Annotated in this window: 11 protein-coding genes; 4 read left to right on the top strand and 7 right to left on the bottom strand. The window is 72.9% G+C overall.

What is annotated here, in order from left to right:
* Nucleotides 1–193 precede the first annotated feature (193 nt).
* Complete coding sequence (locus A3Q37_RS12550; protein ID WP_065482610.1) at nt 194–628, top strand: universal stress protein; 435 nt, start codon at nt 194–196, stop codon at nt 626–628.
* A gap of 72 nt (nt 629–700) precedes the next feature.
* Nucleotides 701–4,336: an ATP-binding protein gene (locus tag A3Q37_RS12545; RefSeq protein ID WP_079137767.1), complete on the top strand. Its 3,636-nt coding sequence runs from the start codon at nt 701–703 to the stop codon at nt 4,334–4,336.
* A gap of 314 nt (nt 4,337–4,650) precedes the next feature.
* On the opposite strand, the gene A3Q37_RS12540 is transcribed toward A3Q37_RS12545, so the two are convergent.
* From A3Q37_RS12540 to A3Q37_RS12520, 5 genes are all read right to left on the bottom strand, one after another.
* The gene (locus A3Q37_RS12540; protein WP_065482522.1) at nt 4,651–5,871 is read right to left on the bottom strand and encodes a MerR family DNA-binding transcriptional regulator; all 1,221 of its coding nucleotides are present in this window, start codon (nt 5,869–5,871) and stop codon (nt 4,651–4,653) included.
* A gap of 105 nt (nt 5,872–5,976) precedes the next feature.
* A complete protein-coding gene (locus tag A3Q37_RS12535; protein WP_065482520.1) occupies nt 5,977–6,834 on the bottom strand; it encodes an ABC transporter permease in 858 nt (285 codons plus the stop codon).
* On the bottom strand, nt 6,831–7,802 hold the full coding sequence (locus A3Q37_RS12530; protein ID WP_065482517.1) for an ATP-binding cassette domain-containing protein: 972 nt from the start codon (nt 7,800–7,802) through the stop codon (nt 6,831–6,833). Before A3Q37_RS12530 ends, A3Q37_RS12535 begins: the two co-directional genes overlap by 4 nt.
* A gap of 84 nt (nt 7,803–7,886) precedes the next feature.
* Nucleotides 7,887–8,456, bottom strand: a complete 570-nt coding sequence (locus tag A3Q37_RS12525) for an NADPH-dependent FMN reductase (RefSeq protein ID WP_065482514.1) — start codon at nt 8,454–8,456, stop codon at nt 7,887–7,889.
* 97 nt (nt 8,457–8,553) lie between these two features.
* A complete protein-coding gene (locus A3Q37_RS12520; protein ID WP_065482511.1) occupies nt 8,554–8,961 on the bottom strand; it encodes a hypothetical protein in 408 nt (135 codons plus the stop codon).
* A gap of 131 nt (nt 8,962–9,092) precedes the next feature.
* On the opposite strand from A3Q37_RS12520, the gene A3Q37_RS12515 reads away from it, so the two are divergent.
* Nucleotides 9,093–10,022 (top strand): hypothetical protein, encoded by a 930-nt coding sequence (locus A3Q37_RS12515; RefSeq protein WP_176711404.1) that lies wholly within the window; start codon nt 9,093–9,095, stop codon nt 10,020–10,022.
* Nucleotides 10,023–10,100: 78 nt separating this feature from the next.
* Complete coding sequence (locus tag A3Q37_RS12510) at nt 10,101–10,346, top strand: DUF2630 family protein (RefSeq protein WP_065482508.1); 246 nt, start codon at nt 10,101–10,103, stop codon at nt 10,344–10,346.
* A gap of 59 nt (nt 10,347–10,405) precedes the next feature.
* Here A3Q37_RS12510 and A3Q37_RS12505 read toward each other — a convergent pair whose 3' ends face one another.
* Together A3Q37_RS12505 and A3Q37_RS12500 are read right to left on the bottom strand one after the other, a co-directional pair.
* Nucleotides 10,406–10,807 carry an RNA-binding S4 domain-containing protein gene (locus A3Q37_RS12505; protein ID WP_065482505.1) on the bottom strand — a complete coding sequence of 134 codons (402 nt, stop codon included), beginning with the start codon at nt 10,805–10,807 and terminating at the stop codon, nt 10,406–10,408.
* 119 nt (nt 10,808–10,926) lie between these two features.
* Complete coding sequence (locus A3Q37_RS12500; protein ID WP_065482503.1) at nt 10,927–12,996, bottom strand: PhoX family phosphatase; 2,070 nt, start codon at nt 12,994–12,996, stop codon at nt 10,927–10,929.
* Nucleotides 12,997–13,171 lie beyond the last annotated feature (175 nt).

Genomic DNA, 13,171 nt, shown 5'->3' with positions numbered 1-13,171 from the left:
CTTCACCACCAACAACGGGCGGGCGGACCCCCTCCGCGAATGGGTCCGCATCCTGCGGCACCGCTTCGCCACCACGCGCGACGAGCTATGGCGAGGCCACTACCGACAACCCAGCTGGCGAGCCCAGCCGAGTCCCTTCCCCGAAAGTTGCCACTTCGAATGAGAAAGCCAACCCGTGAATGTCTCACCACAACTGGCGAACCCCAGCTCACAGGACCGACACCTCGCCAGATCAAACGAGAACCGACACAAGGCACTGCACTGGGCCGTACGCCAGGCCGAGCTGACCGGCGCCACGGTGGAGGCCGTGAACAGCTGGGAGTACCCCGCCACCAGCTGGGCGTCGATGATGCCGGGCATGCCGGAGGACTTCGACCCGCAGGCCGTGGCCACCGTCGCCCTCAACGAGGCGCTGGAGGAGGCCCTCGGCGCCGCGGGAGCCGCCGCGGTCAGCAAGATCGTGGTCATCGGCAACCCGGCCCAGGCCCTGCTGGACCGCGCCCAGGGCGCCGACCTGCTCGTCGTGGGAGCCCGCGGCCACACCGGCTTCAAGGCCACCCTGCTCGGCTCGGTCAGCCTCCATGTCACGCAGCACGCGCCGTGCCCGGTGACGGTGGTCCGCGACTGACCGACAGGTGGAGCGGTCCGCTCCGCGGCGAAACGAGGGGCCGTTGTCAGTGGGTGCTCCTATCGTGTGGTCATGACCCCTGCTCTCTTCGGGCGCGACCACCCCGCGGGCGTTCTCCGCTCGGAGATCGCCCGGGCGACGGACAGCCACGGCGGTCTCGTGCTGGTCACCGGTGAGGCCGGGATCGGCAAGAGCACCCTCGTCACGGACGCCGCGCACGAGGCGCGGCGGCGCGGGGCGCTGGTGGTCGGAGGCTCCTGCTGGGACTCGGACAACACCCCCGGCTACTGGCCCTGGGTCCAGATCCTGCGCGGCCTGCGCCGGTCCGCCACGGCGACGGAGTGGGCGGCGGCCCAGGAGGCGTCGGAGGGCCGGCTCGCCGTGCTCCTGGGCGACCCGGGCGGGGCCGCGATGGCCGCGTCCGCGACGGGTGGGGTCACGACGGGTGGGTCCGCCACGGCCGGGGGCGCCATGGGTGGGTCCGCCACGGCCGGGGTCGCGACGGGCGGGGTCGCCATGGGCGGGGCTCACGGTGGCGAGACCGGGGCGGTAGCCGGTGCGGGTGGGGTTCACAGCGGCGGACCTGGGGCGGTAGCCGGTGCGAGCGGGGTTCACAGCGGCGGACCTGGGGCGGTAGCCGGTGCGGATGCCGGCGCGGGCGGGGTTCACGGTGGCGGGCTCGACACAGAAACCGGTGCTCCGGGCGGGGGGTCGGCGGGCTGGGGGCCCGCGGAAGGCGCGGAGGCCTTCGGGCTCTTCGACGCGGTGACCACGGCCCTCGTCACGGTCTCCCAGAGCCGCCCGCTGGTGGTCGTCCTCGACGATCTGCACAGCTCCGACCCGGCCTCGCTGCGGCTGCTCGAATTCGCCGCCCAGCACGCCTGGTTCGAACGGCTGCTGCTCATCGGCACCTACCGGGACGTCGAGGTGGAGGCCCCCGGACACCCGCTCCAGCAGCTGATCCTGCCGCTGGTCTCACGCGCCGCCGCGACCCTCACCCTGACCGGCCTCGGCCGGGACGAGGTGGGCGCGCTGATGACGGTGACGACGGGCCGCGAGCCCGCGCCGCAGCTCGTCGACGAGGTCCACCGGCGTACCGGCGGCAACCCCTTCTTCGTCGAGCAGACCGCCCGGCTCTGGCACAGCGGAGCCCCGGTCTCCACCATTCCGCCCGGCGTGCGCGAAGCGGTCCGGCAGCGGCTCGCCCTGCTGCCCGAGCCGGTCGTCTCGCTGCTGACCAGCGCCGCCCTGCTGGGCCGGGAGTTCCGCCGGCAGGTGCTGGCCGTCGTGCACGGGGCGCCGGTCCCGCACGTGGACCGGCTGCTGGAGTCGGCCGTCGTCGCCCGGGTCGTCGTTCCCCGCCCGTCCGGCCAGTACGCCTTCGCCCACGACCTCCTGCGCGAGACGCTGTACGCCTCGCTGGACGACGCCGGGGCCCGCGAACGCCACGCCGCCGCTGTACGGGCCCTGGACGCGCACGGCGGCCTCGGCGACGCCGTGCCGCCCGGCGCCCTGGCCCGGCACGCCCACCTCGCCGGCGACGCGCTGGAGCGCGACCGCCGGATCGACCTGCTGCTGGCGGCCGCCCGGGACGCCTCGGGCCGCCTGGCCGACGAGGAGGCCACCGAGCACTACCGGCGCGCCCTCGCGGTGGCCTCCGGCGAGGACCCCGACCTCCGGCGGGCCGTGCTGATCGGTCTCGACCTCGCCGGACAGCTCCGGCACGCGGGGGAGACCGCCGAGTCGCAGCACCTGCTGGACGAGGCGGTCGCCCGGGCCCGGGAGCTGGACGACCCGGAGCTGCTGGGCCGGGTCGCGATCACCCTCCACCGCGACGGGTTCCTGGGCAGCCCCGGCGTGTCCACGATGGGTCTCCTCACCGAGGCGCACCGCAGGATCACCGGCAAGGAGGGCCAGGAAAACCTCTCCGACGACCGGCTCGCCCAGGAGCTGGCCATCCACTTCATGGCGCTCGCCCGGAGCGGCTCGGACGACGAGGCGCTCGCCTTCTCGCTGTGGGCGCGCCACGACTCCGTATGGGGTCTCGGCTCGGCCGTGGAGCGGCTCGGGCTGACCGACGAGATGACCGTCGTCGGCCGGCGCACCCAGCACCAGGACATGGAGCTGCACGCGGCGTCCATGCGCTGGGTGGCGCTGCTGGAGCTGGGCGACCCGGCTTTCCTCGACCAGTTCCGTACGTTCGTCAGGCTCGCCGAGGTGACCGCGCTGCCCCGGTTCGCCCTGGGGGTCGCCGTCGACACCGGTCTGATCGCCGCGCTACAGGGCCGGTTCGCCGAGGCGTCCACCGCGCTGGCGGACGAATCGCTCGACCCGGAGAACAACGACCACGCGGCCTTCGGCTTCATGGGGCACCACCTGCACTGGGCGCTGCATCTGCTCCGGGGCCACTTCGCCGAGGCCGAGGAGGTCCTCGCCGAGCTTCCCGCCGCCGGGTATCCCTACCCCGGGCTGCTGGAGGCGGTCACCGCGGTGGAGCAGGGCGACGCCACGCCCGCGCTGCGCCTGATCGCCGAGCACGCGGACCGCGCCGCCCCCTACCCCCGGGCCTTCATGCCGCTCTGGCTCAGGCTGCTGGCCCAGGCGGCCGCGGTCACGGGCGACCCGCGCCTCATCGCCCGCGCGGAGGACGAGCTGACCCCCTACACGGGCCAGTGGGTCGTCTCGCTGTACGGGTGCGACATCGGCGGGCCCGTCGACCTCTGGCTCGGCATGCTCGCCGCCGCCCGCGACGACCAGGACGCGGCGGTCGCGGCGCTCACCGAGGCCGCCGCCTCCTCGGACCGCCTCGGCGCCCGCCCCTGGGCCGTACGCGCCCGACTCTGCCTGGCCCGCTCCCTGCTCGCCCGCTCGGGTACGGGCGACGCTCAGGGCTCCGGTACGGGTGACGCGGCCCAGGCTCGTCGGCTGCTCGGCGAAGTGGCCCGGGAGGCGGACGAGTTGGCCTTGGACCACCTGACGGCCGAGGCCGCCTCCCTCCGTACGGCCCCCGCCACCGCTGTCGTTACCCCCGCCACCGCGGCCGCCGATGCCTCCGCAGCCACCGCCGTCTCACGGACACAGGGCCCGGACCCGGCACCGGACCGGGGCACGGCGGCACCGGCTGCACCGGCCCGGGAGGCGGCCACCACCCCGGACGGGTCGTCCGCCGAGTTCCGGCGGAACGGGCCGGTGTGGCAGCTGCGGTGGGACGGGGTGACCGTGCACGTCCCGGATGCCAAGGGCCTGCGGGACCTGCACAGCCTGCTCGGGCTGCCCGGCGCCGACGTCCCGGCCGTACAACTCCTCGCGCCCGAGGGCGGGGAGCTCGTCGTGGCCGCCGGGCAGCTCGGCGGCGATCCGGTGCTCGACGAGGAGGCCAAGCGCCGCTACAAGGAACACCTGGACCGGCTGGACGCCGAGATAGACCGAGCGGCCGCCCGGGACGACACCCAGCAGGTGGAGAAGTACGACCGGGAGCGACAGGCCCTCCTCGACGAGCTGCGCACCGCGGCCGGGCTCGGCGGCCGGACCCGTCGGCTGGGCGACCAGACCGAGCGGGCCCGCAAGACGGTCACCGCCCGGATCCGCGACACCCTGCGCAAGCTGGACACCCTGCACCCCACACTGGCCGCCCACCTCAAGGCCTCCGTGACGACCGGAACCACCTGCGCCTACCGCCCCGAACACTCCCCCGACTGGCGCCTCTGACCCACACCACGCCGCCCTCCGAAGCGCCCGGCCCGGCTGCCTGCCCCACGGAACCCTGGCCACCTGGCCCGACCGCCTGGCCCACGGAGCCCGGCCTCCGAAGCGCCCAGCCCGGCAGCCCGGCCCGGCTGCCTGACCCACCGGACCCCTGCCCTCCGGCGCGCCCAGCCCGACCGTCCGCCCCACGCAACCCCCGGCCTCCGGAGCGCCCGACCCAGCCGTCCGCCCCACCAGCTCGGGCCCACCGGCCCGGGCCCACCGGCGCCCGGCCGTCCGCCCCGCGGCCCGGCCGGCCCCGGGCCCGCCCCGCGCCCCTACCCCTCGACGACCACGTCGGCCACAGCACACGCCACGTTGTCCGGCCCGCCCGCCTCGCGGGCCAGGCCCACCAACCGGCGTACCGCCTCCTCCGGGTCCTCCGCCGCGACGACCGCGGCCCGCAGGTCCGCCTCGTCCACCACCGCCGACAGGCCGTCCGAGCACAGCAGATAGCGGTCCCCCGCCAGCACCTCCTGCAAGCGGACGTCCGGGCGGCACGCCACGGCCACCGCTGCGGGCCGCGCCTCACCGGCCAGCGCCTTCAGCAACAGTGCGGGCCCCGGCTGCGAAACCGCCTCCTCCGGGCTCAGCGAACCGTCGTCGATCATCGACTGGACCAGGCTGTGGTCGTACGTGATCCGGAACAGCTCCCCGCCCCGCAGCAGATACGCCCGCGAGTCCCCTATGTGCACGAGCCCGAGCCGCGACCCGGTCCACAGCATCGCCGTGAGCGTCGTCCCCGAGCCGTCCGGCGCGGCAGAGGGCGCGACCGCGTCCCGGACCGCCCGCGCGGCCGAATCCGCCGTGTCCTCCAGGGCGTTCAGCAGATCCGCGGCGGACAGCGCACCGTCCCGGCCCCACGTGGACGGCTTGAGCGCCTCGATCGCCGCGGCACTCGCCTCGGCCCCGCCCTCCCCGAAACCGTCGGCGACCGCCAGCAACCGGGGCCCCGCGAACGCCGCGTCCTGGTTCGCCGTACGCACCACCCCGATATCGGTCAGCGCGGCGCACCGGATCGCCAGCCCCACCGCCCCCGAACCACCCGGCGCCCCCACCCTGTCCGACCTACCCGAACTCCCCGTGTTCTCCGTGCTATCCGCGTTGTCCGGCATCCGTGACATCGTCCTGCCCTCCGCTGACAGATGGTCGACGAGGTACATCGCCAGATCGCGCCGGGCCGCCGTCTCGGCCTCCACCCGCGCCCAGTAGGCCCGGATCTCCACGGCCGCGGCACCCGCGTCGAGCGCCACGACCCGGCCGATCCGGTTGAGCGGCATGCCGATCCTGCGCAGCCACGCCACCAGCCGGGCCCCCTCCGCCTGCGCCGGGTCGTAGTACCGGTAGCCGTTCACCGGGTCGACCAGGGCGGGCCGGAGCAGGCCCAGTTCGTCGTAGCGCCGGAGCGCCTTGGCGGAGAGCCGGGACAGCCGGGCGAACTCCCCGATCGTCACCAGCTTCCCGCTCACGGCACCCACCGCGCGGCCTTCGCGTTCCACCCCGTACCTCCTCGTACCGGGCGCCTTCCGCCCGCCCCCACCGATGCTGGGGCTTCCCCCGCGGGGAAGGTCAAGGATGCACGGGGCGAACACCGCAGGGCCCGGTCACTTGCGGTTGTACAGCCGCATCGTCACCACACCGAAGACCACCACGAGCACCCCGGCCCACCCCAGTGACCAGGCGACGTCGGCGGCCGGCCAGTTGCCCGCCATCAGCTCGCGCACCGCCGTGGCGAGATGGGTGACCGGGCTGTTGTTCACGAAGGCCTGGAGCCAGCCCGGCATCGTCCTCGGGTCGACGAAGACGTTGCTGAGGAAGGTCAGCGGGAAGATCACCATCATGCTGACGCCCATCACCGACTTCTCGGTGCGCAGCAGCAGGCCGAACATGGTCCAGATCCAGGAGAACGCGAACGAGAACACGATCAGCAGGGCGACGCCCGCCAGCACTCCGAGCACCCCGCCCTCCGGGCGGAACCCGATGAGCATGCCGATGGCGAGCATGACCGCCGACGCCAGCAGATAGCGCAGGACGTCGCCGAGCAGATAGCCGACCATCGGCGCGGGCCGCCAGATCGGCAGCGTGCGGAACCGGTCGAAGACGCCCTTGGCGATGTCCGTGTTCACCGCGACACCCGTGTACATCGTGATCATCACGACGCTCATCACCATGATGCCGGGCAGCAGGAACTGGATGTACTCCTCCGTGGAGCCGGCCAGCGCCCCTCCGAAGAGATACGTGTACATCAGGACCAGCATGATCGGGAAAGCCGTCACATCGAAGAGCTGCTCCGGCACATGCTTGATCTTCAGCATGGCGCGCCAGCCGAAGGTCAGCGATGCCGACAGGGCGCTCGGCCTCGGCGGGCGGTCATGGCCCACCAGGAGCGCCGAGAGGCGTTCCTGGTCGGGCGCGGCGAGCGCGACGTCCTCAAGCTCCGTCTTGGCGGTCGCGGTGCTCATGCCGCCACTCCCTTCTTGTCCGTGAGTGCGAGGAAGACCTCGTCGAGGCTGGGCTGTCCCAGCGAGAAGTTGTCGACCGTGATGCCGCACCGGGCCAGCTCGGCCAGGGCTCGCCCGGCGTGCTCCGCCGCGCCCTGCTCGGTGCTCTGCCCGTCGACCCGGGCAGTCAGCGCCACCGGGTCCGCGTCGAGCTGGACCTCCGTGTTCAGCGCGAGCGCCAGCACCTTCTGCGCCTCGGCCCGCTGTTCGGCGTCCCGCAGCCGCAGATGGACGGTGCCGGCACCGACGGAGGCCTTGAGCTCACCCTTGGTGCCCTCGGCGATGACCTTGCCGTGGTCGATCACCGCGATACGGGAGGCCAGCTGGTCGGCCTCGTCCAGATACTGGGTGGTCAGCAGGACCGTGGTGCCGTGGGCGACGACCGCCCGCACGATGTCCCACACCTGGTTGCGGCTGCGGGGGTCGAGTCCAGTGGTCGGCTCGTCCAGGAACAGCACGTCCGGGGTGTTCAGGATGGACGCGGCGATGTCGATGCGCCGCCGCATGCCTCCCGAGTAGTTCTTCACCTGCCGGCCGGCCGCCTCGCTCAGCCCGAACCCGTCGAGCAGCTGGTGCGCCCGGTCGCGGGCCGCCGGCTTGGAGTGGCCCAGCAGCCGGGCGAGCAGAACGAGGTTCTCCAGGCCGGTCAGGTCCTCGTCGACCGAGGCGTACTGGCCGGTCAGGCTGACCCGGCTGCGGACCGCGTCGGCGTCCTTCACGACGTCCTTGCCGAACACCCGGGCGGAGCCGCCGTCGGGGCGCAGCAGCGTCGCGAGCATGCGGACGGCGGTGGTCTTGCCGGCGCCGTTGGGTCCGAGGACGCCGTAGACGGTGCCCGTGGGGACCGCGAGGTCGATGCCGTCCACCGCGCGGTTGTCGCCGAAGACCTTCACCAGCCCCGTGGTCTCGATGGCGAGTTCAGTGCTCATGATCCATTCCTTGGTGGTCGTCGTCGGGGAAGTCCGTGATCCGTGATCCGCGTTTCGCTCCGGCCGCTCGGGAGACGTAACCGCTCATGAGACGTAGGGGCGGACGGCGCGCGCCTCGCGCAGGGCCCAGCCCCACCAGCCGAGCTGGTCGAGCATGAGACCCACGGACCGGTCCCGGCCGGTGTCGCCGGGGTGTCCCTCCAGCGGCTGCTGGAGGACGTCGAGCGCGACCCCGTTCCTCAGGGTCACCGTGTGCAGCTCGGTGAAGACCGAGCGCAGCTGCTCCACGGCGTACAGCCCGGCGGAGCCGTGTCCGTAGCTCACGAAGGCGACCGGTTTGGTCTGCCACTCGTCGTAGGCGAAGTCGATGGCCTGCTTCAGGGAGGCGGGGAACGAGCGGTTGTACTCCGGGGTGACCACGACGAACGCCTCGGCCCTGGCGATCTCCTCGGTGAACTCCGTCATCTGGTCGGTCGCCCGCCCCGGGTAGTGCACGGGGAAGTCGAAATCGGCGAGGTCGAGCACGGCGAGGTCCAGCTCGCTCCGGTGGCGGGCCCGCTCCATGAACCAGCGGCCGACCGCATCGCCGATGCGGCCCTCGCGGGTACTGCCGATGATCACCGCCACCCGCAGCGGAGTGCTGTCCGTCGTCATCGCCCGTTCCTCCTCCCGTTCCCCTCATCTCCTGGGCGCCAGACGGCGAGGCGCGGCCGCCAGATTCAATCTGGCGGCCGCGCCTCGCGGTGAGTCGTCAGGGCTCCCGCGAGTAGAGGTAGTAGTACGACACGACGAGGACGCCCGCCCCGACGGCCAGCCCCAGGCCGGTCGACCGCAGCACGCTGGTATCGGTGAGGCTCACCAGGAAGCCGATCGCACACGCGGTCAGCGCGCCGTAGGCGGCGGCCCGCAGCTCGCGCGGCAGCGAGCGCTGGATCCGGCCCAGCGCGAAGCAGAGGGCCGCCATGGCGACCCCGGAGACGAGACCGAGCAGGACCTGCCCGCCGGTGCTGGGGCCGCCGTCGCGGCGGATGAACGCCGCGTAGAACCCGTAGATCACGCCGAGCAGCAGAGGCAGCGCCCAGGCGAGCGGGGTGTGATGACGGGTCCGCGCATGGGCGCGGGACCCCCTTCGGCCGGGCATGGCTGCGTGTGTGGCCATCGCGGACAGCTCCTTCCGTCGCCCCCGTCGCACGCCCCCGTTTCTCCAGAGCACACCCGACCGCGCCGCCCGGCAACTCGAATGGCGTACGGTCCGGAGCGGCCCGGCTCCGGACGGGATTGTCTGGAGGAGTGCGGACCTCTCCCTCGGCCACCTCCCCGACCCCCTCGCCCGCCCCGGCCTCGGCGATCTCGGCGGTCTCGGCGGCCCTCTCCGCGGTCCTGCTCGTCCTGCTCGCCGTCCTCGTGCCGCTGAGCGCGCTCTCCGCCTGGGTCGACCTGGAGATCGACGACACCGACCGGTACGTCGCCGCCGTGTCCCCGCTCTCCTCCGACCCGGCGGTCCAGGCCACCGTCGCGGACCTGGTCACCGAGGAGGCGATGCGGAAGATCGATCTCGGTCCGCTCCAGGACACGGTGAAGGAGTTCCTGCACGACACCGCGCGGTCGTTCACCACCACCGAGGCCTTCCGCAACGCCTGGGACACCGCGAACCGCGCCGCCCACCGGGCGGTGAAGACCGCCCTGGACGGCGACAGCGGGCAGGCCGTCACGATCGATCTGGCCCCGGTCATCGACCAGGTCAAACAGGACCTGGTACGCGACGGGGTGCCGTTCGCGGACCGGATCCCCGTCGAGCGGACGGAGATCACCCTGCTCGGCCCCGGCCAGGCCGACGAACTCCGGGACTCGTTCCGCTGGCTTCGCTATTGCAGCATCTGGCCGGCCGTCGCCACGCTGGTGCTCCTCGTCCTGGTCGTGGGCATCGCGACCGTACGGGGCGGGCTGCGCGCCGGGCTGTGGGCCACCGCGGTCGTGGGCGCCGGGTTCGTGCTCGGTGCGATCCTGCTCCGGGTGCTGGTCGCGGTCGGCCGAGGCCGGGTGCTGGACGAGGTGCCGGGCAGCGACCGCGACGCGGCCGCGGCGGTGGTCGACGCCCTGACCGCCTCGCTGCGGATCACGGTGTGGTGGGTGCTGGGGGTCGGTGCGGTCCTGCTGGTGGGAGCGGTGCTGGCCCGGGTGCTCCTGCGGCGCGGGAAGGCCCCGGCCGACGTGCGCTGAGGCGGGGCCCGGGTGAGAGTGGGAGCCGGGATCGCCACCGCGCGACGACGACCGCCGAACGAACCCGAAAGAGGCGTCATGGCCGACAGCGACATCTTCGAGCACATCGACGAACTGGTCTCCGAGGAGCGTGATCTGCGCGACCGCTCCGTGGCGAAGATGGGCCTGTCCACGGACGAGAAGGCCCGGCTGCGGGCGGTGGAGGTCCAGCTCGACCAGTGCTGGGACCTGCTGCGCCGCCGGCGGGCGCTCAGCGAGTACGGCGAGGACCCCTCGACGGCGAAGGTCCGCCCCGCCGACGAGGTGGAGGGGTACCAGAGCTGACCGGTTGTTTCACGTGAAACACCGTGGCCTCAGTGCTCCGCCGAGGGTCCGCCGTGGCCTCAGTTCTCCGGCGGGCGGCCCTGAAGGCGTTCCATCTCCCGGCGGTCGCGCTTGGTCGGACGGCCCGCGCCCCGGTCCCGTACGGGCACCTGGATCGCGATCTCGCGGGGCGGCGGGGGCGGGCTGTTGTCGACGAAGCACTCCACGGCCACCGGCGGACCGACCCGCTTCTTCACGATCTTCGAGACGACGACCACCCAGTCCCGCCCCGCGTGCCGGAGCCGTACCTCGTCGCCGACGCGTACGGCCTGTGCGGGCTTGGCCCGATCGCCGCCGACCTTCACATGTCCCGCCCGGCAGGCGGCGGCCGCCTGGGCACGGGTCTTCGTCAGCCGGACCGACCAGATCCACACGTCGACCCGGACGCTTCCCTCCGCCTGCGGCGCGTCACCGGAAACCATGCCTTCGACTCTAATGCGGACCGGGCGGCGGGTGAGAGGCAATAAGGCCTCCCGCCCGCCGCCCGGCATCCTGCTACCTACTACCTGCCGCCCGGCCTCTTGTTACTTCCTGCCGGGGCTCACACGCCGATGTCGCGCCCGTCCTTGCGCCAGACGGCGACGACCGCGGGGCGGACGATCTTGCCCGGTCCGTCGGGCCAGACGCTCGCCGGCTTCTCCACGGAGGCCCCGTCGACCTCGCCCGGGTGCTGGACCGCCACCAGGACCCGGCGGTCCTGGATGACCGGGCCGCAGGTCTCGGCCCCGGTCGGGACGGTGAGGAACTGCTTCAGCTCGCCGCGCCGGTCACCGTGGGTCGCCACGCCGAACAGCCCGTCGTGCGTGCCGAGCGCGTTGCCGTCCGTGGAGATCCACAGGTTGCCATGGGCGTCGAACGCCACGTTGTCCGGGCAGGAGATGGGGCTGACGCTCTCCTTGGGGAAGCCGGCGAAGTACGTCGCCGGGTCGTCCGGGTCGCCCGCCACGAGGAACAGCCGCCAGGCGAACCCGTCGCTCGTCGGGTCGTCCCAGTTCTCCGCGAGCTCCAGGATCTGCCCGTGCTTGTTGCCGTTGCGCGGGTTCGCCTCATCCGCCGGGGCCTTGCCCTCCTTGCCGCGGTCCGAGTTGTTGGTGAGCGCCACGTAGACCCGGCCGGTGCGCGGCGAGGGCTCGACGTCCTCGGGGCGGTCCATCTTGGTCGCGCCGACCTTGTCACCGGCGAGCCGCGTGTAGACGTACACCTCCTCGGCGGTCATGCCCGGGACGTGCGAGGTGGTGCCGGTGGCCAGCGGGATCCAGACGCCGCTGCCGTCGAACTCACCGTCGTTGGGCAGCTTTCCGGAGCCGTCGATCTCGCCGGTCGGCGAGTCGCCCGTCAACTTGGCGACGTACAGCGTGCCCTCGTCCAGGAGCGTCAGGTTGTGCTCGCGGGCGGCCCGCGAGTTGCCCTTCTTCATCCGCTTGCTGGAGACGAACTTGTAGAGGTAGTCGAACTTCTCGTCGTCGCCCATGTAGACGACGGGGCGGCCGTCGGAGGTGAGCCGGGGCTGCGCGGCCTCGTGCTTGAACCGGCCCAGCGCGGTCCGCTTGCGCGGGGTGGAGTCCGGGTCGTACGGGTCGAGTTCGACGACCCAGCCGAAGCGGTTGGCCTCGTTGGGCTCCTTCGCCAGGTCGAACCGCCGGTCGAACCGCTCCCACTTGCGCTCGGAGGCGCCCGTGCCGATCCCGTACCGCTGGTGCATGGTGGTCGTGCCGTTGGCGAAGTACTGGTTGAAGTTCTCCTCGCCGTGCAGCGTGGTGCCCCACGGAGTGGTGCCGCCCGCACAGTTGTTGAGGGTGCCGAGCACCTTGCGGCCGGTGCGGTCGGCGGACGTGCGCAGCAGGGTGCTGCCCGCGGCCGGGCCCGTCATACGGAACTCGCTGGTCGCGGTCAGCCGGCGGTTCAGCGGGTGCCGGTTGACCGGGCCCAGCTTGCCGGTGCGGTGCTCCTCCTGGACGACGACCACGGAGAGTCCGTGCGCCGCCCAGGCGATCTCCACCTGCTCGCGGGTGGGGTTGGCCGGATCGTAGCCGCGGAACATGAGGATCTCGTCCGTGTACTCATGGTTCGCGACCAGGACCTGACGGCCGCGCTCGCCGCGCAGCGGGAGCAGGGAGAGGAAGTCGTTGTTGTAACCGAACTGGCCCGCCTGCGCCTTCGCCGTCTGCTTGTCCGGGTCGAAGGCGGGCGCGCCGCGCAGGATCGGCTCGCCCCAGCGGATCACCACGTTCTGGGCGTACCCGTCGGGGACGGTGACCTTGTCGTCCTTGTTGGGCGCGACCGGCGAGAACCGCAGGCCACGCGCGCCGGACGCCCCCGGTTTCTGGGGACGGCCCGGTTTGCTCCCGTGCCCGGCGAGGGCGGCGGCCTCGGCCTGCGGGGCGCTGGGGCCGGTCAGCGCGGCGGCCCCGGCGGCGGTGGCGACGGTGACCACGGCGGCGGCGCGCATCATCGAGCGGCGCGACACGGCACCGGCGATGATGTCTCCGGCGTACTCGTTGTCGCTGGTGTTGGGCGTCTCCTTGAAGCAGGCGTCCCCACAGCGGAAGCGGCAGGTCAGCGCGGAACGCCCACCGGAATGCGAGCTGATGAACGGCAGCAGATTACGCACGTGGATTCCCTCCGTCTGGTGTCGTGCGTGACGGTAGGTGCGCCTCCACCCGGTCCGAGGGACTCCCGGTGAACGGCGGGTGAAGTCCGGGCCACCGCTGTTCCTTTGAGGGCCGGTGGTGGACGCCGTCGTGGACACCGCGGTGGACTCGGTCCGGGAACGGTTTCGGCTCGGT

The sequence above is a fragment of the Streptomyces sp. PTY087I2 genome (assembly GCF_001687325.1).
GTDB lineage: Bacteria > Actinomycetota > Actinomycetes > Streptomycetales > Streptomycetaceae > Streptomyces.
Note: the sequence above shows the minus strand (reverse complement) of the source record. Positions and strands in the feature narration are given on the sequence as shown.